The following is a 25,223-nucleotide window of genomic DNA, read 5'->3' as shown; positions in this document are numbered from 1 at the left end:
TACGTACCCATGAATAAGAATCGAATTTTTATAACGACATTGAAAATCATTATCAATATGATACGAAATTATTTTATGGTAACAAATGATCTGTGTCAATAAATTTTATTTTTGAGAAGGTAATATTCTGGACGCTGATTTGAATCCTCCGCAAATCCAACTTTGTGTCGCTTTTCATGTTCAGTTGAATGAAGCAATTGATGAATATATGGTTCAAATTTTGATTGAAACACTACATCGACCGTTCGACTGAATGAATCGATCTCGATTTCCCGTACTACAATCGAAGGATCGTACATGTGTTCAGCAACCAAAGAAGGTACAAACGAAACACCATATCCTTTTGACACGAAAGTCAGAATGGAATCATTGAAGTCGAGTTCAAGTACCGTGGAGGGTTCAATCCCAAGTTCGTTACAGTGGCGTCGAAAAGAGGTTCGAATATCGCAAGGATCTTTATATATCACCATTTTTTCTTTAACAAGCCTTTGAAAACTAAGAGGTGTCTCCCTAACAAGTGGATGGGAAGCCGGTAGTATGGCAATATACGGATCGATAAATAAATGAATCGTATGAAACCTATCATGTCCGGCAAAATCCTGAACAAATGCCAAATCCAATCGATCTTCTTCCATCATCGAAATTAATTCTCTCGTAGTGTCCAAAATCGTAATATCGACCCGAAATTCCTTCGAATCCTCAAGTTTATGGATGAACCCTGAAAGATAATAGCTGGCCAAGCTTGGCAAAGCTCCAATCCGAAGTTGAGGAGTCTGGGCATATTGTTTCATCCCTTCTACAGTTTGTTGCACCTGTTGAAGGATACTGCACGCCTTTTCATATAAATAACCTCCCGCATCGGTCAATTCGATCCCCGTAGTTTTTCTTATGAGTAAGCGACAGCCGAGATCCCTTTCCAGTCGAGCCAGTTGTTTCGTCAACGCTGGTTGTGAGATATATAGAGCTTTGGCAGCTTTGTTAAGGCTTCCAAGTTCAACGGTTGTCAAAAAATATTTCAACTGTTGCAAATTCATCATTTTGATCTTCCTTTTCTCAAATACTCATTAGATATAACTTAAGGTTATAACGGTATTCCAGTTTGATAGTACCACAGATTTCATTCGGATTGTATTCTAATTCATAACGAAAGGGGGATTTCAAGATGGTTATAAACTACATAGTTATGTGTCTTATTTTTGGGACTACATTTTTAGCAATCAAAATCGGTATAGAGGATGGGATGCCTCCCTTTTGGTTCGCGACTCTCCGTTTTTTTATCGCAGGGGCTCTCATTCTCGCGTTTCTTGGTTGGCGAAAACAACTAAAACGCCTATCCTTTCGAATGTATGCGGAGATCGCATTTGTAGGGATTTTGATGACGACGATTCCTTATGCATCTTTATTCTGGGCAGAACAACATATAGCATCTGGACTTGCTGCTTTGCTTGTAGCGACTGCACCGATCTTTAACACAATCATAGGCATAGTGGCGGGGCAAATGCAGTTCCGGTGGAATCTTTTTGTTGGATTGGTTCTCGGAATTATAGGAACTTCATTTGTTGTTGGTATTGGTCAGGGGGTAGCTCACGACGATCCGCTTGCACTAGAAAGCAAACTATCCATTGTGGCAGCGGAGTTTTTCTGCGCGATCGGAGCGATTCGTTCTAAAAAAGTTATGAATCATGTTTCTCCTTTTGCATTTAACGGTTTGCAAATGATTTTTTCAAGTTGCGGATTATTTGTTCTTTCCATATGTCTGGAAGATATCGCGACGGTAACATACAATTTGAGTTCTGTCTCCGCCCTTTTGTATTTGTCCGTCATTGCTTCGATTCTTGCACTTGGAATTTATTATTGGCTACTAAAAGAAACGAATCCAACATTTCCTTCGACATGGACTTATGTCGCACCGGTGATTGCAATGATCGTTGGAGCTATCTTTTTAGATGAGAAATTAACGACATTACATGTGATAGGCGGATGCTGTGTATTGGCGGGTATTGTCATACTAAACTGGAGAACGTGGGGGGAGATACGTTTTAAAAAATATCAGAAAACAATGAATTAAAGGGGAATGAATGCGGAAAGGCATGACCGAATCACCGTGCCTTTCCTTCGTGGTTAGTGGGAGTCGAACCGAATTGCACTGAAAAAAGACTTTTTGTAATCCATAAAAATCGAGTCAAAGCGGGTGTCATAACTGTATCGGCCCGTCGAATAAAGATGGTTGTTACTCGACTATATCTTTCAGAGATGGGGTGATAAGAGATGAAACCACGTAAGTCCGACCGTTCAATAACTGACAGAGGTAATAACGCGATACCTACTCCAGCCGTCACACATCCAAGCATAGCTTCCAGAGTATCAAACTCGATCGTCTTTTCCGGGATCAATCCTTCTGCTCTCAACCATTGCTCAAGTCTGGAACGATAAGTGCATCCTTCTCGGAATACTAATAGTGTACTCTTCCGTATTTTGTATAAATATTCTCTCATTGATTTCCAAGAGTTTGATACCAACACGAGTTCCTCATCAACGATACCCGCCTGAAAGATATCTGGATGATTCACCGGTCCTGCTACGAAAGCTCCGTCCAATTTGTAGGACAAGACGGACTGAATCAATTCTTCAGTTGGACCCGTCTGGAGAAATAGATCAACATCGGGACAATTTTTACGGAATTCATGAAGTATCTCAGGCAATCTCACAGCTGCGGTAGTTTCCATGGAACCAATACGAAGGGGTCCTTTGGGTTTCGAGTGGTCTTGTAAAGAAGTTTTGACTTCATTACAGAGATGTAGAATTTTTCTCGCATATTCCAGCAATAGTTCACCGGATGGTGTTAGGGTTACTCCCCTTTGATGTCGGTAAAAGAGAGTGGTGCCGAGTTCCGTCTCAAGTATTTGTATTCTGGATGTTACATTGGACTGTGCATAATCCAGTCGTTTTGCCGCCTTGGTGATATTCAGTTCCTCCGCAACGGCAACAAAGATTGTAAGATCTCGAATGTCCATCCCGCTTACCCCCTGGTATCAGTTTCACTGATAGATACCATCGATTAGAAATATTTTACACTTATATGCTCAAATTGTACAATTTCTTATGTAAATACTTAGCTGGGGTTCGTGGGTTTCGCAGCGATTCGATCCAGTTCATCCTATTCAACTTCACAAAACCAAGAGGTGAGATCATGATTCTACATTCCCTTTCGATTCCTATCATTCAGGCTCCCATGGCAGGTGGAGTGTCGACCCCTCGACTTGCGTCCGCCGTGTCAAGTGCAGGAGGACTTGGATTTCTTGCTGGAGGTTACAAGACAGCTGATGCTATGCGTGAGGAAATAATGGCTATTCGAAAGATGACTGATGCTCCGTTTGGCGTGAACATCTTCGTGCCGAGTGGCGAAGAAGTCGATTTCGAGGCTGTTTCTCGTTACAGGGAACTACTTGAGGTGGAAGCCCGGCGTCTCGGAGTAAAACTTGGCGAACCAAAAGCGGACGACGATGATTGGAATGCGAAGATTGAAGTTCTCCTTGAACAACGGGTGCCGGTGGTGAGCTTTACGTTCGGCTGTCCGTCGCCAGAAATTATTGCTGAGCTCAAGGACTGCGGATCCTGCGTTGTGGTGACTGTTACGACACCACAGGAAGCGATTATGGCAAAACAAGCAGGTGCGGATGCTTTGTGTGTACAGGGCCATGAAGCCGGTGGTCATCGTGCAACGTTCCACAATCATACTTCTGCTCATGAAGACTTGAGTCTTCTTGTGCTTTTGCGACTCGTTAGTGAGGTGGTGGATCTGCCGTTAATTGCTGCTGGTGGTATTATGCATGGGCGAGATGTGGCTGCTGTCCTTACAGCGGGAGCTAGTGCGGCTCAGTTGGGAACCGCATTTTTGCGCTGTCCTGAGAGCGGGGCGCATCCGGTACACAAAGCTGCCCTCATAGATCCGAGTTTCAAATCGACAGCAGTTACTCGTGCCTTCACCGGTCGACCCGCCCGGGGATTGGTGAACCGTTTTCTTAACGAATACGATGCAGTGGCTCCAGCGGCATATCCACACGTGCATCATATCACAAAAGATCTTCGAAAAGCTTCCGGGGAATCTGGAGACCCCAGTTCAATGTCTTTATGGGCTGGGCAAGGTTATCAACTGTCCAAAGAAATGCCAGCAGCCGAACTCGTACATCTGTTGATGGAACAAGCTCGTCAAGCGTTAGAAGATGTAACCAGGAAACTTCGCGTTCAAATCTGATTCAGGATATCTATTGAAGCAAACATGTAAATGGAAATTTAAAATCCCGTAATCTCTTTTTTGTTTTGGTGTATGATGATATTATTTAAAAGGAAAGATTTTGACGGATATCGCTTGATCATATAGAGAATTTCCGATTTTACAGAGCGGTTGTGTGTTATGCACGCCGCTCATCTTTGTTCATGATGACTGAAAACGGGAGTGTAGGAATATGGAAAAAGCCAAATGCCCAGTACCCACGATTTTTCCTTTGATGATTGGCGTCGTTTCTATATCATTTTCATCCATATTTATCAAATGGTCTCATGCACCTGCATCGATTCTAGGAATGTACCGATTGCTTTTTACGGTACTTCTTATGGCTCCATTTCTTAGAAAACGCGTGCAGGAAATTCAATCGATTTCACGCAGGGATTGGAAGTTACTCATATTGTCAGGAATCTTCTTGGGTCTACACTTTTTATTTTGGATTGGTTCGCTCAAATACACAACTGTCGCAAGCTCGATGATCTTAACGGCGTTAGAGCCCTTTTTTGTGATGATAGGAGCTTATCTTGTGTTTAAGGAAAAGACGAATGGAACAGCGATTATTTGTATGGCGTTTGCCATCACAGGAACTGTATTCGTCAGCGGCGGAGACATTGGGAATTCCAATGCCACTGCCATGTTCGGTGATATGCTATCCATTTTGGGAACGATGGCCGTTTCTGTACATATGTTGGTCGGGCAAACCCTGAGTACACGAATGTCTTCATTTGTTTACAGCATTCTAGTATTTCTGATCGCAACGGGCGTATTTGTGATTTATAACTTGATAGCAGGAGTTCCGATGATCGGCTATCCTGCATCCGAATGGGGTATTTTTATCTTACTTGCTGTCGTTCCTACCGTTTTTGGTCACGTTTTGTTCAATTGGCTACTGAAATACGTAAATGCTACAACAATCTCAATGAGTATTTTAGGAGAGCCAGTGGGATCGATTATTTTGGCCTTTTTCCTTTTGGGAGAATCTATAACAGATTTCCAGATTGTTGGCGGAATTCTCTCGATCTCTGGAGTGTTGATGTTTTTAAAAAGTAATAAAGGTACTTATAGTCATGATGAACATGCAATGGAATCATGATTAAAAGGACGAGAGGGTGTAGCCGGTGGTATCACGTATGTGAAAGCTGACGACATTCTCGCGTTTCCGAGTCGAAGAATAACCGAATGACCACGGAACGTGTTTGCGAGGTAGCCTCTCAAATCTCAAGCGGTGGCATCATTAGAGGATGAAAAGTATCTTTTAGCGGGCGTAATGCTTTGCGTGAGGCAGCGACTTTGGAGGTCGTATCGCAACAATTAAATATATTAAAAGCGAGACGACCTCCACGGAGCGCGAACGCAAAGCATACGCCCGCAATGACGACCTCCACGGAGCATGAGCGCAAAGCATATGCCTCAGAGAACCCAAGCGCAAAGCGATACATCCACCCGAGCACTAGTTTTCAAGGTAACTTCGTCTACCTCCTTTTTTATTGAACCTCGACTTGAATTAAAGGTTTACATGATTTGTGAGTATGCCATCTCTGCAAGATGAATGAGCTTGTGCTATACTGAAGACGCCTGAATACTTTTGGCAAATCCGGTTTGGGGAAGTGGGGGGTGTATCGGGTGGACCAAGAGCGGAGCAAAAAAAACCAACATCCTTCCGGACACGTGATACCGTTTCGCAGAGATGCCGCTTTTTTCTTTGAACGTGCGGCTTACTATATGGATCGGCATGACTTGATGAAAGCGATGAAATATTTCCGCAGGGCGTGCGAATATGAGCCGAACAATCCGGTTCATCACTTCAATTTGGCAGGCGTGCTGTCTGAACTCGGCCGATATGAAGAATCGAATGAGATCCTTGAGCATGTCATTGAAGAGATCGACCGTGAAATGACCGATTGTTATTTTTATATGGCGAACAATTATGCATACATGGGGCTTTATGAAAAGGCGGAGGAATATGCAGCGCGCTACCTGGAGCTAAACCCGCAGGGGGATTTTTCGCGCGATGCGGAGGAAATGTTAGAGATTCTCGTTTCTGAATTTGGCGGTGGAGAAGTTTTGCGCCGGCGATTGAAAGAAATGGAAATTAAGTTGCCGGAATCTGTTCATGCCGTGCGTCTCATTCACGAGGGAAAATTCAGGGAAGCGGCCGAACTATTGAAAAAACTGATCCGCGAGAATCCGGACGGGATCGCTTTACAAAACAACCTCTCGATCGCTTATTATTATTTGGGAAAGATGGATTTGGCGATTTCGGTCGTAGAAGATATTCTGCAGAAAGATCCGTGCAATATTCATGCGCTTTGTAATTTGGCTGTGTATTTACAATATAAGGGTCACCAAGAACGGGTCAAGACAATCGTTTCCCGTTTAAGTAAGGTATATCCTTTGGCGTTCGATCAAGGATTCAAATTGGCAACAACCTTGGGGATCCTTGGTCATCATGAACAAGCGTATCGTTTGTTCATGCTTCTCTTTCGTTTCAGCGAACGATTGGATCCATTACTTCTTCATTGTGTAGCCGCTGCCGCTTACAATTCGGGAAAATATACACGTGCGCGCAGAATGTGGAAGGATCTCACGAAACTCGATCCGAATAATCATGTAGCTCCCTTTTATCTCAAACAGATGGAACTTGCGGAACAGGGGTATTCAAACCCTCTTCCCGTTCCGTATCAGTATCAGCTTCCTTTTTATGAACAGTTTAAAATTATGGAAGAGCAACTGCAAGAGGGAACGTTACTTGAATGGAAAAAGAACCCTCTTGTCCGCTCATATTTGCTCTGGGCGTTGAAACATGGGAACGCGGAGATCAAGACGATGGTGATTCAGGTCTACGCACTCATCGCGGATCAGGAAGTGGAGAACGCGCTGCGCGAGTTTATCCAGGCGCCCGACGAATCGGATCAGTTAAAAGAGATGGCCGCCTACGTGTTGCGGCAGATGGGAGCCGAAGTTGCCGATGATGTGGTTTCAGATGGGAGAACAGCTGTAGCGATTTCCCTGCCACATCTGCAGGAAGAGATGTTTGCCAGACGGAAAGAATGGAAAGACGTGTGGCTTGACGTGGAAAAGAGATTGTCTCCCTATGGAAACAAAGTGTTACTCAAAGCCCGGAACGTTTGGCTCTCCTATTTGGAGAAGACGATGCAACAACCGCCACGCATCGTGAAAGTTCAGAGCTGGTCGGCAGGCATCGCCTATATCGCTTTGAATCAAATGAATATGGGCATCAGTCAAGGAGATATCGCTACCTTATTTGGAGTTTCTTCCGCTACCGTCTCGAAGATTTCACGGAGGATCGTAAGGATCCTGGAAGAGCATCCGGAAGGAAGCGTGTAAGGAATATCACAGTTATTTTGCGTGACATAAGATATACTAAAAAGAGCAGATACTCCTGCTCTTTTTCTATTCTTAAAGGGAATACTGCTTGTGATGCCGTTTTTGTTCAGGAAAGGAGATCAGTCATGTCGAACGAAACACTTTATGACATCATTATTATCGGCGGAGGGCCTGCCGGTTTAGCGGCAGGGTTATACGCAGGCCGTGCAAATATGAAAGTAGCTTTAATCGAACGGGGGATGCCGGGAGGACAAGCGTCCACGACGGATCTGATCGAAAACTATCCGGGGGTGGAGAGTGTCGAAGGACCTGCACTCTCTATGATCATGCATAAACAGGCGGAGAGTTTCGGTACGGAATATATCACCGGTACGGTTGAAACGATCAAAGATGAAGGTAAAATCAAGGTCTTGCACACATCAAACGGAGAACTGCGGACCAAAGCGGTGATCCTCGCAACGGGTGCCGAACCCCGCAAGCTAGGCGTACCTGGTGAAGAGGAATTTCGCGGACGCGGAGTGTCCTATTGCGCGACGTGTGACGGTGCTTTCTTCCGCGGAAAAGAACTCGTCGTGGTGGGAGGCGGAGATTCGGCTGTGGAAGAAGGGATTTATCTCACACGCCATGCGACGAAAGTGACGATCATTCACAGAAGGGATAAATTGCGTGCGCAGAAAATCTTGCAGGATCGCGCGTTCAAAAACGAAAAAATCGATTTCATATGGGATACGACCGTACAATCGATTGAGGGAGAAGGAAAAGTCCAGAAGGTCGTCTTGAAAAACACGAAAACGGGAGACACGAAGGAATTCCCGGCAGATGGGGTGTTCATTTACGTCGGAATGAAACCGAATACGGATTTTCTTAAAGGTTCGGATATCGAGTCGATCCTCAACGACGAAGGTTATATCGTGACGGACGCGAAGATGCAGACGAACATCCCTGGTATTTTTGCCGCGGGAGATGTGCGCGACACGGTACTGAGACAGGTGGTGACAGCCACAGCTGATGGCGCGGTGGCCGCATTTTATGCGGGACATTACGTGGAAGCGTGGGCGGATGAAGCATAAAGGAATGGTGTGATGTGAGCAAGAGCGATTTTTTCATCGTAGGGACGGCGGGACATATCGACCATGGCAAAACCGCACTTGTCAAAGCGTTGACAGGTAAGGATACGGATATTCACAAGGAGGAGAAAGAGCGGGGGATCTCGATCGATGTGGGATTTGCCCCGCTCTTGCTACCGGACGGGCGACGGATCGGCATTGTCGATGTGCCCGGACATGAGAGGTTCATCAAAAATATGCTGGCGGGCGCCGGCGGGATTGACCTGATCCTTTTGGTAATCGCCGCGAATGAAGGTGTGATGCCGCAGACGAGAGAACATTTGCATATTTTAGAAATGCTCAATGTCCAGAAAGGAATCGTTGTTTTAACGAAAATCGATACGGTCGATACGGAATGGCTGCAGATGGTAACGGAAGAAGTCCGCGAGGAACTGAAGGGATCGATTTTGAAAGATGCCCCCTTAATTCCTGTGTCTTCCCACACGGGTGAAGGAATCGAACGGCTGCGCGAAACGATCGCGGACATGGCGCGGGTGGTCGTGACGAGGGAAGTGACTGCGCCCTTGCGATTGCCGATCGACCGCATTTTTTCTGTGCCCGGTTTTGGAACAGTTGTAACGGGTACGATCGTTGCCGGACGAGTGTCGGTCGGGGAACATGTTGAATTGCTTCCGTCTGGTGAGAAAGCGAGGGTTCGTTCGATCCAGGTTCATGGAGACAATGTGGACTCGGCGGTTGCGGGACAACGGACGGCGCTCAACCTCGTTGGGGTGGAGAGAGCTGGGATTCATCGCGGGGAAGTCGTCGTGGCCCCATCCATCTATAAGCCAACGGAACTCATTGATGCGCGCCTGCGTCTCCTGACGGATGCCCCGCGAGGTGTGACAAACCGCATGCGTATCCGTTTCTATATGGGTACGTCAGAGGCGATGGCACGGGTCATCATTCTCGACCGGGATGAGATCGCACCTGGCGAAGACGCACTCGTGCAGATCGAACTGGAATCTCCCGTCGTGTGTGAAGCGAAAGACCGATTTATCATCCGTACGTATTCTCCGATGATGACCCTTGGCGGCGGTATGGTGATTGATCCGCATCCGGTGCGCTTGTACAGACGCAAACGCACCTCCATCCTGGAAGAGTTGGCGGAGAAGGAAAAAGGCGGTCCTCATGCCAGAATCGCAGCCATTTTGCAAGCGGAGCCCGGCCTTACGTTGCAAGAAATTGCCGCGCGCATCAAAGCGACTCCGGAACAGACCCAGGTGTGGTTGCAGGAACTGGCGAAACGCGCGGTGATAGAAGAACTGCCCGGTACCAAGGGATTCATTGAGCGCGAAGAGAAACAGCGTTTGTTCGATGAAATTGAAGAAAAGATCCGTGCACAGTATGCCAAATCAAAGTATAACATGTATGTAGGAAAAGCCCAGATACTCTCGCAACTGAGGACGAAGATCAAACCGAAAATCTATGATGCGCTGATCGCACTGGGAGAAAAAGAGGGTAGGTTTGAAATCAAGGCGGATCGCATCCGTTTGTCCGGATACCAGGTTCCGCTGAGCTTGGCCGAGAAGAGTCTGATTGAACGGTTGCGAACGACATTCCTGGAACACGGATTTCAGCCGCCATCGTTATTGACATTGGCGGATCAGTTCAAGGGAAAGGACCAGGTGGTACAAGGACTGCTTTCCTATATGAAAGAACGAGAAGAACTGATTGAAATCGAAGAAGGAATCTTCTTCGCCAAAGAGACGATCGAAAGAGCGAAAGAAATCGTCAAAACGTTGGCGGATCGAGGAGAGCTCACAGTGGCCGTATTTCGCGATCATGTGGGGACTTCACGCAAATTCGCGCTCGCTTTGCTCGAATATTTCGATCGTATGAAGTGGACACGGCGCGAGGGAGAGAAGAGACTGTGGATCGCTTCATAAGTTGTCACAAAATGTTAAAGAGGCTGTTACATAGCCGTAATATTAAAGGAGTATCCTACAAGTAGCAACACATTGACCCCCTTTACCTATAGAGTTGAGGCGTGCTGTTAAGCATCGCCTCTTTTTTTGCCTTTATCATCCCGAGATGTTCCCGATAGGTTCACCCTTCCCTGAAAAATCGGGTGGTGTTTTTTAAAAAGGGAGAGAAGGATCGATTGAATGGGATCTTCTCGGCATGGTATGCTAGAGGTTGCAGGAGTTGATGAACATGCAAGTGGTTACCAATTGTATCATACGCCAAGGTGATCAGATCCTCATGCTCAAGAAACCGCGCAGAGGGTGGTGGGTGTGCCCGGGAGGAAAGATGGAACCGGGTGAATCTCTTGTGGAAGCGGTGACTCGCGAAATTTGCGAAGAAACTGGATTTTCCATTGAAACGGCTGATTTGCGGGGAGTCTTTACCGTTCTTTTGCAAGAAGGTTCAAAAATGATTGACCATTGGATGCTTTTCACGTTTTATACCGAAAAATGGAGCGGTACTCTTTTGCATGAGACGGAAGAGGGGATCTTGGAGTGGATCAAAATCGATACGCTCGACGAACGTCCGATGGCGGAAGGCGATCGTATTTTTTTGCGCCAGATCCTGCAGGAAACAAAATTGATTACCGGGAAATTTACATATACGCCTGATTATCAATTGCTTGCATGGAAACTGGAGAACCGAGAATAAAGGTGAGGGAATATGGGGGAGAAGCGAGTAATCGGGATCGACTTAGGCGGTACGAACATTAAAGTGGCTGCCGTCGACGAGAGCGGAAAGATCGTTGTCAAAGAGGAACGTCCCACGGAGGCGCCGCGCGGTGCTGCGTTCGTCTTGGACCGTATCGCCGACATGGCGAGAACGGTTGCACAACGCGCAGGATGGTCGTGGAATGACGTAACGGGTATTGGAGCCGGAATCCCCGGTTTTCTTGATTTCGAAAAAGGGATGATTGAAGAATCGCCTAATTTGGGGTGGAAGAAGATCTCTGTTGTCGAAGAACTGAATCGCCGTTTGCAAGTGCCGGTCGTGGTAGAAAATGACGCCAATGTGGCCGCATTAGGAGAAGCGTGGATCGGTGCAGGGCGCGGGCATCGCCATATCCTCGCGATCACGATCGGTACGGGAATCGGAGGCGGCTTGATCATCGATGGTATGATCTATCACGGAGCGAATGGCATGGGCGGGGAGATCGGGCATATCGTGATCGATCCGCAAGGCGATCGTTGCAATTGCGGAAATCGGGGTTGCCTGGAAACGATCACATCGGCAACCGCCATTGTGCGTCACGCGAAAAGACGGCTTGAAGCGGGAGAAGAATCCAGCTTACAAGAGGTTGCTGCGCTGACGGCCCGGGACGTGTTTGACCATGCGCGTCAAGGGGACGCGGTGGCATGCTCGGTTGTCGGGCACATGACGGAGACGCTGGGATACGCTTTATCGCTGGCGGCAAATATCCTGAATCCGGAGCTTATCGTCATCGGTGGGGGCGTCTCCAAAGCGGGGGATATCTTGTTTAAGCCGTTGTACGATTCCTTTTCCAAATATGCATTGGCTCGCGTTTGCGATGCGGTCGCGTTCCGACCGGCGGAACTCGGCAATGACGCGGGCGTCTTGGGGGCTGCCAGGCTTTCCATGCTTGCTTCGTCATGATCGTCTCCCTGTTGCTAGCGGTCTGTACCTTTGACCGATAGACGACGTTCATTGAGCCTGCGTGTGAAGATGTACCGTTGAGTATGGATACGAAGGTTTCAGATGAAGGCTGGTCGAGACCAGCCTTTTTCTGTACAATTGTTGCATAAGGGGAATGAGGTGGTACTATGAACCAGACTGTACATGTGGTCATTCTGACCGGCCTTTCCGGAGCGGGGAAGACGGTAGCGTTGCAAAGCTTAGAAGATATAGGATTCTTTAGTATAGATAACCTTCCTCCCGCATTGATTCCCAAACTTGGTGAACTCGTTATCCAATCGGGAGGAAAAGTTTCGAAAATCGCTCTCGTCTGCGATCTTCGTGGACGGGCGTTAGGTCAAGATCTGTTCGAAGCGCTGAAAGAATTGGAGGAAAAGAGCGGGATCACCGCACAGATTCTTTATCTCGAGGCGGATGATGACGTGCTCGTTCGCAGATACAAAGAGACACGGCGCAGACATCCCATGTCTCCCGATGGCCGCATCCCAGAGGGGATTGCGAAAGAACGCCGCAAACTGGAGGAGATGAGGGGACGGGCCGATTGGATTATCGATACGAGTGACTTGAAACCGTCCGAATTGAAGCAGAGAATCGTTCAACGCTTCTCCAATCTTGACGAACAGAAGCTCAACGTCAATATCGTATCTTTTGGCTTCAAACATGGGGTTCCGATTGACGCGGACTTGGTCTTCGATGTTCGTTTTCTCCCGAATCCCCATTATGTCGAATCCCTTCGCCCTCTCACGGGGAAAGATAAAGATGTATCTGAATATGTGATGAAATGGCCGGTAACGCAACAGTTTCTTGAAAAATTGTTCGATCTGGTCGATTTCCTTTTGCCTCAATTTCAGAAAGAAGGTAAGAACCAAGCAGTGATCGCCATCGGTTGTACAGGCGGACAGCATCGATCAGTCGCTGTGGCAGAGCTTCTTTACCAGCATCTGAAACAAAATGAATCGGTGAGGGTCACTCACCGTGACTGTGATAAAGGTCGGTAAGTGACGATGGTAAAGAAGTGGTGGCTCTTAGCATGGACCGTTTGCTCGTTCGGGCTGGGATTGCTTGCTGCAGGCGTAGGAATCCATTCGGTACCCGGGCAGGCGTCTGTAATCGGTCTCGCAAGTTTGCTCGTGGGCTCAGGGCTTCTGGCACTCGGATGGTGGCGGGATGAGCAGATCGGCAGGCAGGAACTCCTAGCGAAATTGGGTAGACCCAAAATTGTCGTCATCGGCGGAGGAACCGGATTGTCCGTTCTATTACGCGGCTTAAAGGAGTATGACGCGGACATCACAGCCGTCGTTACGGTCGCGGACGACGGCGGTTCTTCCGGACGATTGCGTTCCGATTTGAGAATGCCGCCACCGGGAGATATCCGCAACTGCCTCGTCGCTTTGGCCGATACGGAACCTCTCATGGAAAAATTGTGGCAATACCGTTTTAAGAGCGGTGAAGGATTAGCCGGGCACAGCTTCGGAAACCTGTTCATTGCGGCGATGACGGATGTCACCGGGGATTTTGAAACGGCCATACGAGAAACGTCGAGGGTCTTGGCAGTGCGTGGACGGGTGCTTCCGGCCGTTCCCCAGGAAGTCGTTCTGCGTGCTTATATGACGGATGGAACGGTGGTTCAGGGGGAGTCGAAAATACCTTTAGCCAATAAAAAAATCGAGCGCCTCGAAATTGTACCTAGCGATATCCATCCTTTGCCGGAAGTCGTGCAAGCCATTAAGGAAGCGGATGCGATCATCGTGGGTCCTGGCAGTTTGTATACCAGTATTTTGCCGAATCTGCTGGTTCCCGAGATCGCCGATGCCATCCGCCAGTCGAATGCGATCACCGTCTACGTGTGTAACGTCATGACACAACCGGGAGAAACAGATAATTTTACGGCGTCTCAGCACGTCCAAGCAATCTATGACCATGTGGGGCCAGGTCTCTTCGAGTATATCCTCGTCAATACGGCACCCATCCCACCGGCGGTCATTGAACAATACCGGGAAAAACAAGCGGCCCCGGTTGTCGCGGACATTTGGAATCTACAACAGATGGGACTATCGGTGATCGCCCGCAATTTTCTCCATTACGCCATTTATGCGCGACATGACGCGCGAAGGATCAGTGAACAGATCTTTGCTCTACTGGGAAGAGATACGAAAAAGCAACCATCATAATCCTTATACGGAGGTGATGGCACGATGTCGTTTGCGGCACGAACCAAAAAAGAATTGACACAACTGGAGAGCAAGGCATGTTGTAAACGTGCTGAACTGGCAGCCATGATCCGGATGAACGGTGTCATCGTCAAGAGCGACAAGCGTGTCTGTCTGGATGTGACAACCGAAAATGCAGCGATTGCCCGGAGAATGTATACATTGTTGCGAACGATCTTCGACGCGCATGTAGAGGTACTGGTGCGCAAGAAAATGAGATTGAAGAAAAACAATGTATATATGGTTCGCGTACCTTTCGGCGTGCAAAAGATCTTGAAAGATTTGAAAATCGTCGATGATCATCTTCAATTCGTTGCGGGTATCGATGAGGATTTGATCAGAAAAGCTTGCTGCAAGCGGTCTTATCTGCGGGGGGCATTTCTGGCGGGAGGATCCGTGAATGACCCGGAAGGCTCTTCTTATCACTTGGAAATCGCTTCTTTCGATCATGATCATTCGCTTGCTCTCTGTCATTTGACCAACCAGTTCGGGCTGAATGCGAAACTGATCGAACGGAAAAAAGGCTGGGTCATGTATCTAAAAGAAGGCGAGAAGATCATCGAGTTTCTGAATATCGTTGGGGCACATCAAGCGTTGTTGCGATTTGAAGATGTGCGTATTCTCAAGGGCATGCGCAATCAGGTCAACCGAATCGTGAACTGCGAAACGGCCAATCTGAACAAAACGATTCATGCGGCCGTGCGTCAGATTGAGAACATACGACTGCTTGAACGAGAAATCGGGCTGAATAATCTTCCGCCCAAACTGCGAGAAGTCGCGGAAATGCGCTTGAAATACCCGGAGATCAACTTGAAGGAACTGGGGCAAATGCTTCCGGGGACGGTATCGAAATCGGGCGTGAATCACCGGTTGCGAAAGCTTGATGAACTTGCTGAAAAAATTAAACAGAACCAGAAGATAGTATGATATACTAACTTTATGAAAACGATTTATTCGTGTGTTCGAAAAGTTCGCGGATTTTTCGAACAACGTCTTGAAGTGAGGAGGAGAGTTTATGGCGGAGAAGAAAGTGACCGTTGCCCTTCGCGCAGGCCTGCATGCTCGCCCGGCTGCTATATTCGTACAACAAGCCAATAAATTTACCAGTGACATCTTCGTCGAGAAAGACGGGAAATCGGTAAACGCGAAGAGTATCATGGGAATCATGTCACTTGCCATTAGCCATGGAACGGAGATCATCATCAAGGCGGAAGGCAGTGACGCAGAGCGAGCGATCGAAACGTTAAGCGAAATGGTGAGCAAGGAAGATTAACCCCCTCTCCGCACGATCTGTCGCAAATCTAATTCCACCAACAGGCGGATCGCCTATATTTACCAACGCAAAGGGCTTCCTGGTCCTCGATTTTCCCGCTTGGGACGAATTGGGGACCCTTGCTTTTTGATGCCAACTTCTTTCACTCCATGCCTTCTCTTTAGCCGTCCCCCTCTCAAACAGTTCGTCAGGAAATAAGCGTTCTTTCCATAGGATTTCCATTTTATAGAGTCGCAAAAACGCATAGACTTTAACAGGTTTCGAAAGTGGCTGAGTGAGGAGCCGGGAAAATGAGCATAATGAGTTGAGAATGAAAATGAGAGGGAGATCCATATGAAGACAAGGCGCAGGCGATTCGCTCAATTTGCCATTATCATGATCATAGCCGTTTGTGTTTTGTTCGTGGTGTTGGAGGTTTCGGAGTTTTTCCATAATATTTATGGCCATTATTTGCATAGTAGGCGCTAAACGGATTCAACATAAAATGGTACAAGCCAAGACCAACTCTTCTGTGAACGAGAGTTGGTCTTTGACGTTTTTCGTGTTGATGTTAAGATGGGAGTAGTAACAGGAGACGAATTGGTTTTCGATGTGAGGTGAACGATCTTGACATACAACTGGATTACGATCATCGCTGCGTTTCTCCTCGTTACACCCATTCTTCTCGGTTTTATGCGTGGACTGCCCGGTGAATTGGAAAGTATGAAATATCGCATACATTCGGCTTTTCACTCATTGCAATGGATCGCTTCGTATGCGATCGCCATTTGGGGATTGCGGCGGATCATGCAGTTGCAGATGGAGCAAGCTTGGCAGATTCCCCAATTGCAATGGATGCTGCAACAATTGCGCGCAAGCCTGCTGGCATGGGCAATCGCGATCCCGCTCGCCGCTTGCCTTGTGTATTGGCTCATTGAAATAGTTATCTATCCGATTCAGGCGCTCTTGTTTGCTCTTGTCAATCAGCTGCAGAGATGGGCAGGGCTTCTGCCGAAAGGGCTGAGCCGTGCGTTCGCCGCTTTGCTGCAAACGCCAAAAGCATTCCTGCGAACATTCGTTTTCGTACTGCTGGTACATCTTGCTTTACCTTTTGTGCATGTGCCTGCATTCGCGAAGATGGCGAAAGACAGTTCCATCTACCAGTGGACCGATAACCAGTTGATCACTCCACTTTTCACAAGCAGTTTGACCAAACATCTGCCCATGCTGCAACAGCAAGCAAGCAACTGGGTTCATCAGCTCGGTCAGGAAGCTGCGAAAAACGGCCCGGAAGCAGGAAGAGGCTTTTTTACATGGCAAACCCGTTTCGATTCAAATGAGCAGATCGACGCAACCGCCAGAGATATCGTGCGCGGTGCGACGACAGACAGGGAAAAGGCGTACCGTCTGTATCAATGGATCGGTAGCCATGTGAGTTATGATAACCGTAAGGCGGACATGATCGAGTCTGGAAACTTCCAAACGCTTTCGTTCGGTGCGATCCCGACGTTTGAATCGCGCCGCGGTGTGTGTACCGATTACTCCTCCTTGATGGTAGCGATGGGACGAGCGGTTGGCTTACAGGTGAAGCAGGAATTCGGCACCGCTTTTTTGACGGATGGGAGCAGCGGGCCTCATGCATGGAACTTGGTGTATCTAGCGGATGAGAAAAAATGGATTCCCTGTGATCCTACTTGGGAGCAGGCAGGGAATTTTTTTGATAACCCTGATTTCTATGAAACACACAAACCTGATGGGAAACAATTGTGATGAAGGATACAAACACGAATCGAGCGAAAAAGGGGCTGCGAAAATCATGGATATGAACCGTTTTACGCAAAAGTCGCTCGAAGCGATCCAAGCGGCTGAGACGAAAGCATTGCGCTACGGAAATATTGAAATCGATTGCGACCACCTTTTGCTCTCTTTGATCGAACAGTATGATGGATTGATTCCGCGATTGCTGCAAAAAATGCAGGTTCATGTTGAGCCTTTGCGCCAGGCGTTGGAGGGGATCGTGGAACGCAAGCCGTGTGTCTCCGGACCGGGACGTGAGCCTGGGAAAATTTATATCAGTCAGGCGGTCAGTCAGGTGCTAGTCGCTGCTGAGGATGAAGCGAAAAGAATGAAAGATGAATACATTTCAGTCGAGCATCTCTTCTTGGCATTGTTGGATGCGGCGGAAAAAACGCCGCTCGGAAAAACCCTGCAATCGTTCGGGATCACGCGCGACAAATTTCTGCAAGTGCTGACGGAGGTCAGGGGGAATCAGCGGGTGACGAGCGCGATGCCTGAAGTTACGTATGAGGCGCTTACTCGTTACGGATATGATCTTGTCGAAGCGGCCAAACAAAATAAGCTGGAACCGGTGATCGGCCGCGACACGGAGATACGCCATGTCATTCGTATCCTCGCGCGCAAGACCAAAAACAATCCCGTTTTGATCGGGGAGCCTGGAGTCGGGAAGACGGCGATTGTCGAAGGACTGGCTCAACGTATCGTGCGTGGCGATGTGCCGGAAGGATTGCGCGATAAACGCATTTTCTCCCTCGATATGGGGGCATTGATTTCCGGAGCCAAATACCGCGGTGAATTTGAAGAGCGCTTAAAAGCGGTGTTGCAGGAGATCAAACAGAGTGAAGGGAGAATCCTCCTGTTTATCGATGAGATTCACACGATCGTCGGTGCAGGGAAAACGGAAGGCGCACTGGATGCGGGAAATTTGCTGAAACCAATGCTGGCACGTGGGGAGTTGCATTGTATCGGGGCGACGACATTAGACGAATACCGCCAATATATTGAAAAAGATGCGGCTCTGGAGAGACGTTTTCAGCCGGTATATGCGGATGAGCCTTCCGTCGAGGATACGATTTCGATTTTGCGCGGGTTACGTGAACGATTTGAGGTGTTCCATGGCGTAAAAATCCATGATGCGGCGCTCGTGTCCGCAGCCGTTTTGTCCGATCGCTACATCGCGGACCGCTTCCTTCCAGATAAGGCGATCGATCTGGTAGACGAGGCGTGCGCTTTGATCCGTACGGAAATCGATTCGATGCCGACAGAGTTGGATGAAATCTCACGCCGCATCATGCAGTTGGAGATCGAAGAAGCGGCACTGAAAAAAGAAACGGATCGGGCGAGTCGCGAAAGGCTTGAAGCTTTGCAAAAAGAGTTGAGTGACCTTCGCGAAACGTTCGCCGCGATGAAAACGCAGTGGGAAAATGAGAAAAATGCCTTGCAAAACATCCAGAAACTGCGCGAAGAAATCGAACAGGTACAACAACTGATTGAAGAGGCGCAAAGGCAGTATAATCTGGAGAAAGCGGCAGAACTCAAATATGGCCGCTTGCCGGAGTTAGAGAAAAAATTGAAGGAAGAAGAAGAGAAACAGGAAAAGCAACGAGACGGCCGTACCTTGTTGCGACAGGAAGTGACTGAGGACGAAATCGCCCGCATCATCTCCCGCTGGACGGGGATTCCGCTGGCAAAATTGATGGAAAGCGAGCGGGAGAAGCTGTTAAAACTCGAACAGATTTTACATGAACGGGTCGTTGGGCAAGACGACGCAGTACAACGGGTAGCCGATGCTATCTTGCGCGCCCGTGCGGGGATCAAAGATCCGCGCCGTCCAATCGGTTCGTTTATATTCCTGGGTCCTACCGGTGTGGGAAAAACGGAATTGGCTAAGACGCTCGCTGCCACGCTTTTTGATACGGAAGAGAATATCGTACGTATCGATATGAGCGAATATATGGAGAAACACAGCGTGTCACGTCTCATTGGCGCACCCCCCGGTTATGTCGGCTATGACGAAGGGGGACAATTGACGGAGGCGGTTCGTCGAAAACCCTACTCGGTGGTGCTCTTCGATGAAGTGGAAAAGGCTCATCCGGACGTGTTCAATGTGCTCTTGCAGGTTCTCGATGACGGACGTATCACCGATTCTCGGGGACGAACGGTCGATTTTAAAAATACGATCATCATCATGACTTCCAATCTCGGTTCCTCTTATCTCTTAGAAGGGATTACGGAGACAGGGGAAATCAAGGAAGAGACGCGTGAACGGGTGATGGAAGAGTTGCGCCTCCATTTCCGTCCCGAATTTTTAAACCGTATCGATGATACGATTCTGTTCAAACCGCTGACCGTGTTCGAAGTGACAGCGATCGTCGGATTGCTCATCGCAGATTTGCGCAAGAGATTGGCGGAACGTAGCATCACTGTCACGCTCAGCGAGCGAGCGAAAGCATATATCGCGCGAGAAGCGTACGATCCTGTCTACGGTGCGCGTCCTCTGCGCCGCTTCTTGCAACGTCATGTGGAGACAATGCTGGCGCGCGCGATGATCGCAGGAGAGATCACAGACGGTGCAAATGTCACAGTCGACTATATCGATGGGAAATTGCAAATCACGTATTAAAGAGATCCGGTTGCATCCGGGTCTCTTTTTGCTCTTGGACAATCAAATAGAATTTGCTTGAATCATCATTTCGCTTACAATCGCTTATCAATCATTGCATTTGTGCGTAAAAATGATTATAATTACTTATGACGTACCGTTACTCATATGTCGAGGTGAACCGCAAATGTACCAAGAAGAGCGGTTAATTTCCATTTTGCAGCATCTAAAAGATCATAAGAGAATCAGTATACAAGAGATCTGCGACTTGTTTTCCGTATCGCGGGACACAGCTCGACGTGACATCATCAAGCTGGAAGAGCAGGGAAGAATTATTCGTACCCGAGGAGGGGCGATCCTGCCGACATTGAAAAAGGAAATATTCGCGTACAAGGAACGTTTGGGCAGGGAACCTGTCGAGAAGCGTGATATTGCCCGTGTGGCCGCTTCCTTGATAAAAGATGGAGACTACATCATAATGGATGCCTCGACTACAGTACAGTTTGTGGCAGAATACTTATCGACCAAAAACAATGTCGTTGTGACCAACTCCATCGATATCGCGGATTTGCTTTCCAGAAAAGAAGACATTAAGATTCGACTTCTGGGGGGAGAGCTAAATCCTCGACATCGCTTTTTATATGGGGCATCAACGATTTCCAAGTTATCTGAGTATCAAGTGGATAAACTTTTTTTAGGCGCATGCGGTATTACTTCTGACGGTTTGACTTATCCTGATGAGGAAGAAGGGTATGTCAAACGAGAGATGATTCGGCGCGCAGACCAGGTCATTGTCTTAGCCGATCACACAAAATTTGGAAAGCGTCTGTTCCACAAAATATCGGGATTTGAAAACATCGATATCATTATTACCGATCAGGAACCTGATGGTGATATTGCCGCAATTTTGCGTGAACATAACGTAGAGGTCATCATTACTACGGAATGATAAGAAATCGAAACATGCATATTTTTACCTCTGCTGGCGTGACACTTAGGGTGGCGTAACAGCGGGTAAATCTTATTCAAAGGGATCTCATTTTTGGGATCCCTTTGTTACGTTTATCCACATGATCAAATGTGAAGGTGAGGAAAGTTTTCTATGTGCACGTGTCATGTATAAATGGAAAAAGTTTTGCAGATTTGACAGCTAAGATGTAAAGTAGAGGTTAGACGCTGATTCACAGGAAGGTTCCGCACATGGACAATCCATTTGAGGGGTGTCATGATATGCAACAACTATTGACATGGGCCAAAGACTATTGGGTCTTGATCGCAGTCGCTTTCCTCGCTGTGATCATCGCCCGGTTTCTGATACGTTCACTCATGAAACTCGTCATGTTTGCCGTATTGATCGGCGTGATTCTTGTGCTCGTGTTTCATGCTTCGCCCGCGAAAGTGGTGGATATGGGCAAGGATATTGCCGGTACCGCGGGGGACACGTTTGCAAAAACGGTTCAACCCGTTTTGGAAGAGGAGATCAAACACGCGCAATTTGTCCCCCATGATGACGGTACATATGAGATAAAAACGGAGCATCTCCGTATTACGGGGAAAAAAGGTGATCCGAAGGCAACCGTTTCTTATGGCGATCATACATTTCAAGTCAACATCCAAGATCTGAGTGAACGGGTGCAACAACAGATCTTGCAGGCAGAGAACGGACAAAAGCAATGAGAGGAAGAGCGTGGTAATATGGAACATTTGATCAACCGTAGAGTCCGAGATATTCAAGTGTCGGGGATTCGAAGATTTTCCAACATGGTCGCACAGTATCCGGATGCGATCTCGCTCACGATCGGGCAGCCTGACTTCCCAACTCCCGAACATGTCAAAGATGCAGGGAAACGTGCGATCAGCGAAAATAAAACCACCTATACGCCAAACGCCGGACTCCTTGAGTTGAGAAAAGCGGCCAGTCATTTTCTTGAAAGCAAATACCAATTATCCTATAACCCGGACGATGAGATTATCGTTACCAACGGTGCAAGTGAAGCGATCGATGTGACGCTCAGAACCATTCTTGAAGAAGGATGTGAAGTGATTCTTCCGGGACCGGTGTATCCTGGATATGAACCGATTATCAAGCTTTGCGGCGCAGTGCCCGTTTACATAGATACGACGAACAACGGTTTTCGCATGAGCGCCGAAATGATACGTGCGAACATTACTGAAAAGACCCGCTGTATCATCCTTCCTTATCCATCGAACCCGACTGGCTGTACGCTTGATGAAAAGAGCATTCAAGAAATTGCGGAGTTACTCGCAGACAAAGAAATATTCATTCTCTCAGATGAGATATACAGTGAACTGATCTATGACGGTACCCATCGTTCCATCGCCGCTATTCCGTCTGTCAGAAATCAAACCATCGTTATCAACGGCCTTTCCAAATCCCATTCGATGACCGGATGGAGGATCGGCTTCACTTTTGCTCCCGCTTACATTACACAACAGATGGTGAAAGTGCACCAATATAACGTCTCATGTGCCAGCTCCATCAGTCAATACGCCGCGATTGAGGCGTTGACACACGGGCTCGACGATGCGGAAGTGATGAAAAGAGAATACAGAAAAAGAAGAGATTTCACGTATGATCGCCTCGTAGATCTCGGCTTTGAGATCATCAAACCGGAAGGGGCGTTTTATCTCTTTCCTTCGATCAAAAAATTCAACCTGTCTTCGTTTGAATTTGCGACAAAACTTTTAGAAAAGGAAAGAGTAGCCGTCGTCCCCGGAGACGCATTCTCACGATATGGTGAAGGGTATATCCGCATCTCTTATGCGTATTCAATGGAAACACTGGAATGCGCGCTCGATCGTCTTGAGCGGTTCGTTCGCACGCTGTGAGTCGAGTCAGTAGCTTTGTACCTCAAGATTGCTGGCAAACAAAATTCCATATTTCTACCACAATTATTCCGAAATTGAATTTTACAATGAGCTTGTCATCGATATTTCGGTGACGAAAAAAAGTATAGGAGGATGATGTTCATGATCGCTCAAAAAATGTTTGGGATTTTAGCTGCCGCCGCTATCGCTGGAACAGGAGCTGCAACTGCAGCGGCTTCCACGCCTGCGTCTGCGCCGAATGCCGCTTCAAACCAACAAGCTGTCGCCAAACACGATCAATATAAACATAACGAAAATTGGAAAGAGATGGCTTCCATTTTAGGGATCGATGTAAAAACCCTTCAAGCTGACCTGAAATCCGGAAAATCCTTGGCTGAAATCGCACAGACCCAAGGGATTTCCGAGCAAACCTTGATTTCTGACCTGCAAGCACAATTGAAAACTCGTTTGGATAAAGCCGTAGCGAGCGGAAAAATGACGGCCGAGAAAGAAAACGAGATTCTCTCGAAATCCGCATCACGTTTCCAAAAACTTTTGGAACATAAAGGCCTGTTAAAACATAAAAAGGCAGATAACGGGTTGTTGAAAGATGTTTCTTCGATTCTTGGTATCGATGTCAAGACGCTTCGCAGCGATCTGAAATCTGGAGAATCGATTGCTGATGTAGCGAAAAGTAAGGGGATTTCCGAACAGACTCTCATCTCTGATCTGCAAGCCAAGTTAAAAGCTCGTCTGGATCAAGCGGTTGCTAAGGGGAAACTCACAGCTGACAAAGAATCTCAGATCCTTTCAAAGTCAGCTTCAAAACTTCAAAAGTTCGTAGAGCATAAACATTCTAAACAACAAGAACAACAGGAACAACAAGAGCAACAAGAACAAAACTCTTGATCGGTCAGAATCGCACAAAGGGGGATGGAACATCCCCCTGCATTTTTTTGTACACCAAGAGTGTCCATAAAAAAACCCGCTGTGTAGCGGGGGGATCAAAAGATGCCTATAGTCCTCATGATATGGTGGAGTATAGGGACTAAAATGACACTGATTGTCGCGGCGACGATCATCGACAAGCTTGATATCGTGCCTTCCAATTCTCCTACTCGAAGGCTTTGCTTGTCCCGATACCGTGTGCTCCCATTCCGAACATGGCTCCTTTTGCTAACGCCGTACGGATCGGAAGATAACGGATTATCAATGGTCCCACGATTGATCCGATGATGCCCGTCATAATGACAAAAACGGCCGTCATCGTTGCTGTTCCGCCAATCATTTGCGAAATAACAATCGCGATCGGTGTGGTCACGGAACGAGGGATTAAGCTGTTAATCACTTGTGGATTGAGATGAACTCCAAGAGCAAAGAGTACGGAAGATAGGACGGAAACGATACATCCTGTTATCACACTCGTCAAGAGTTCCCGTGCGTGTTTTTTGAGTAAATGGAAATGCTTATACATAGGGACAGCAAATGCCACGGTCGCGGGTTCAAGAAGATCGCTCAACCATTTAGCGCCAGTCATGTATGTTGGATAGGAGATATGAAACGACAAGAGTATCGAGATCAGAAGTAAAGGACAGATCAAAACAGGCGTGAGAAACGGATAATGCCAGCGTTTGTAGATACCTTTTGTGAACCAATAAATACATACCGTCAACCAGATACTAATGATTCCCCAGTGTCCTTCCATGTCTTTTTTCCTTTCTGCGATGGTAGAGTAGTTCGGCGAACCAGCCTGTGCAGATCATGACAATAAGAGTACTGAAGATGATAACGAAAACAACTCCGAGACCCATACGGGCTATCAAATCCGTGTATTGTATGATACCGACCGCTGGCGGAATAAAAAAAAGAAGCATTTCTGCAAGTAACCAGCTAGCGCCTAATTCTACCCACTCGACACGAATGAGTTTGAAGTGTAACAACAGGAAAAGCAGAGCCAAACCAAGAATACTGCCAGGAATATCTACGTGCAGAATCTTTGCCAAGAAGTTTCCTGCAAGCGAAAACACGATGAGGAAAACCACCTGTACAGTTCCCTTGACAAATGTTTTCACAGGATTCACCTCCATATGGAAAGAGTATACTGCATTTTGTACATAACAGCACTCCATCAGAGAAATACTGGGTACGAGTTTACGATACGGATTGGGGGTTT

At 47.4% G+C, this 25,223-nt stretch carries 22 protein-coding genes; 18 read left to right on the top strand and 4 right to left on the bottom strand.

Going from position 1 to position 25,223, the window contains the following annotated elements; genetic code table 11:
• Positions 1 to 95 precede the first annotated feature (95 nt).
• Complete coding sequence (locus tag DNHGIG_RS04335) at positions 96 to 1,037, bottom strand: LysR family transcriptional regulator (protein WP_282198510.1); 942 nt, start codon at positions 1,035 to 1,037, stop codon at positions 96 to 98.
• 125 nt (positions 1,038 to 1,162) lie between these two features.
• On the opposite strand from DNHGIG_RS04335, the gene DNHGIG_RS04330 reads away from it, so the two are divergent.
• On the top strand, positions 1,163 to 2,068 hold the full coding sequence (locus tag DNHGIG_RS04330; RefSeq protein ID WP_282198509.1) for a DMT family transporter: 906 nt from the start codon (positions 1,163 to 1,165) through the stop codon (positions 2,066 to 2,068).
• A 31-nt stretch (positions 2,069 to 2,099) separates the two neighbouring features.
• Here DNHGIG_RS04330 and DNHGIG_RS04325 read toward each other — a convergent pair whose 3' ends face one another.
• Entirely contained in the window at positions 2,100 to 3,014 is a 915-nt protein-coding gene (locus tag DNHGIG_RS04325) for a LysR family transcriptional regulator (protein ID WP_282198508.1), read from the bottom strand.
• Positions 3,015 to 3,193: 179 nt separating this feature from the next.
• On the opposite strand from DNHGIG_RS04325, the gene DNHGIG_RS04320 reads away from it, so the two are divergent.
• From DNHGIG_RS04320 to DNHGIG_RS04240, 17 genes are all read left to right on the top strand, one after another.
• Positions 3,194 to 4,255 (top strand): nitronate monooxygenase, encoded by a 1,062-nt coding sequence (locus DNHGIG_RS04320; protein ID WP_282201351.1) that lies wholly within the window; start codon positions 3,194 to 3,196, stop codon positions 4,253 to 4,255.
• Positions 4,256 to 4,466: 211 nt separating this feature from the next.
• Entirely contained in the window at positions 4,467 to 5,378 is a 912-nt protein-coding gene (locus DNHGIG_RS04315; protein WP_282198507.1) for a DMT family transporter, read from the top strand.
• 530 nt (positions 5,379 to 5,908) lie between these two features.
• Positions 5,909 to 7,633 (top strand): tetratricopeptide repeat protein, encoded by a 1,725-nt coding sequence (locus DNHGIG_RS04310; protein ID WP_282198506.1) that lies wholly within the window; start codon positions 5,909 to 5,911, stop codon positions 7,631 to 7,633.
• 125 nt (positions 7,634 to 7,758) lie between these two features.
• Complete coding sequence (gene trxB, locus DNHGIG_RS04305) at positions 7,759 to 8,703, top strand: thioredoxin-disulfide reductase (RefSeq protein ID WP_282198505.1); 945 nt, start codon at positions 7,759 to 7,761, stop codon at positions 8,701 to 8,703.
• 14 nt (positions 8,704 to 8,717) lie between these two features.
• Positions 8,718 to 10,628 carry a selenocysteine-specific translation elongation factor gene (selB, locus tag DNHGIG_RS04300; RefSeq protein ID WP_282198504.1) on the top strand — a complete coding sequence of 637 codons (1,911 nt, stop codon included), beginning with the start codon at positions 8,718 to 8,720 and terminating at the stop codon, positions 10,626 to 10,628.
• A gap of 268 nt (positions 10,629 to 10,896) precedes the next feature.
• Complete coding sequence (locus DNHGIG_RS04295; protein WP_282198503.1) at positions 10,897 to 11,358, top strand: NUDIX hydrolase; 462 nt, start codon at positions 10,897 to 10,899, stop codon at positions 11,356 to 11,358.
• Between the two features lie 12 nt (positions 11,359 to 11,370).
• Positions 11,371 to 12,321: an ROK family glucokinase gene (locus DNHGIG_RS04290; protein WP_282198502.1), complete on the top strand. Its 951-nt coding sequence runs from the start codon at positions 11,371 to 11,373 to the stop codon at positions 12,319 to 12,321.
• A 167-nt stretch (positions 12,322 to 12,488) separates the two neighbouring features.
• Positions 12,489 to 13,358: an RNase adapter RapZ gene (gene rapZ, locus DNHGIG_RS04285; protein ID WP_282198501.1), complete on the top strand. Its 870-nt coding sequence runs from the start codon at positions 12,489 to 12,491 to the stop codon at positions 13,356 to 13,358.
• A gap of 6 nt (positions 13,359 to 13,364) precedes the next feature.
• Complete coding sequence (gene mgfK, locus DNHGIG_RS04280) at positions 13,365 to 14,531, top strand: gluconeogenesis morphogenetic factor MgfK (RefSeq protein WP_282198500.1); 1,167 nt, start codon at positions 13,365 to 13,367, stop codon at positions 14,529 to 14,531.
• Between the two features lie 24 nt (positions 14,532 to 14,555).
• Entirely contained in the window at positions 14,556 to 15,497 is a 942-nt protein-coding gene (whiA, locus tag DNHGIG_RS04275) for a DNA-binding protein WhiA (RefSeq protein WP_282198499.1), read from the top strand.
• Between the two features lie 88 nt (positions 15,498 to 15,585).
• Positions 15,586 to 15,843, top strand: a complete 258-nt coding sequence (locus DNHGIG_RS04270) for an HPr family phosphocarrier protein (protein ID WP_282198498.1) — start codon at positions 15,586 to 15,588, stop codon at positions 15,841 to 15,843.
• A 606-nt stretch (positions 15,844 to 16,449) separates the two neighbouring features.
• Complete coding sequence (locus tag DNHGIG_RS04265) at positions 16,450 to 17,592, top strand: transglutaminase domain-containing protein (RefSeq protein ID WP_282198497.1); 1,143 nt, start codon at positions 16,450 to 16,452, stop codon at positions 17,590 to 17,592.
• A 46-nt stretch (positions 17,593 to 17,638) separates the two neighbouring features.
• A complete protein-coding gene (gene clpB / locus DNHGIG_RS04260) occupies positions 17,639 to 20,242 on the top strand; it encodes an ATP-dependent chaperone ClpB (RefSeq protein WP_282201350.1) in 2,604 nt (867 codons plus the stop codon).
• Between the two features lie 166 nt (positions 20,243 to 20,408).
• Positions 20,409 to 21,170, top strand: a complete 762-nt coding sequence (locus DNHGIG_RS04255) for a DeoR/GlpR family DNA-binding transcription regulator (protein WP_282198496.1) — start codon at positions 20,409 to 20,411, stop codon at positions 21,168 to 21,170.
• A gap of 281 nt (positions 21,171 to 21,451) precedes the next feature.
• The gene (locus DNHGIG_RS04250) at positions 21,452 to 21,898 is read left to right on the top strand and encodes a hypothetical protein (protein ID WP_282198495.1); all 447 of its coding nucleotides are present in this window, start codon (positions 21,452 to 21,454) and stop codon (positions 21,896 to 21,898) included.
• Between the two features lie 18 nt (positions 21,899 to 21,916).
• A complete protein-coding gene (locus DNHGIG_RS04245; RefSeq protein WP_282198494.1) occupies positions 21,917 to 23,071 on the top strand; it encodes an aminotransferase A in 1,155 nt (384 codons plus the stop codon).
• Positions 23,072 to 23,212: 141 nt separating this feature from the next.
• Positions 23,213 to 23,959, top strand: coding sequence for a hypothetical protein (locus DNHGIG_RS04240; protein WP_282198493.1), 747 nt, complete (start codon positions 23,213 to 23,215; stop codon positions 23,957 to 23,959).
• Positions 23,960 to 24,164: 205 nt separating this feature from the next.
• On the opposite strand, the gene DNHGIG_RS04235 is transcribed toward DNHGIG_RS04240, so the two are convergent.
• Both DNHGIG_RS04235 and DNHGIG_RS04230 read right to left on the bottom strand, forming a co-directional pair.
• The gene (locus DNHGIG_RS04235; RefSeq protein ID WP_369414667.1) at positions 24,165 to 24,755 is read right to left on the bottom strand and encodes an LrgB family protein; all 591 of its coding nucleotides are present in this window, start codon (positions 24,753 to 24,755) and stop codon (positions 24,165 to 24,167) included.
• Positions 24,730 to 25,122: a CidA/LrgA family protein gene (locus tag DNHGIG_RS04230; RefSeq protein ID WP_282198492.1), complete on the bottom strand. Its 393-nt coding sequence runs from the start codon at positions 25,120 to 25,122 to the stop codon at positions 24,730 to 24,732. The genes DNHGIG_RS04235 and DNHGIG_RS04230 overlap by 26 nt, the downstream gene beginning before the upstream one ends.
• Positions 25,123 to 25,223: the final 101 nt, after the last annotated feature.

Source organism: Collibacillus ludicampi, assembly GCF_023705585.1.
In the GTDB taxonomy this organism is placed as follows: Bacteria; Bacillota; Bacilli; order Tumebacillales; family BOQE01; genus Collibacillus; species Collibacillus ludicampi.
The sequence above is the reverse complement of the archived record's forward strand: the minus strand, read 5'-3'. Positions and strand labels throughout refer to the sequence as shown.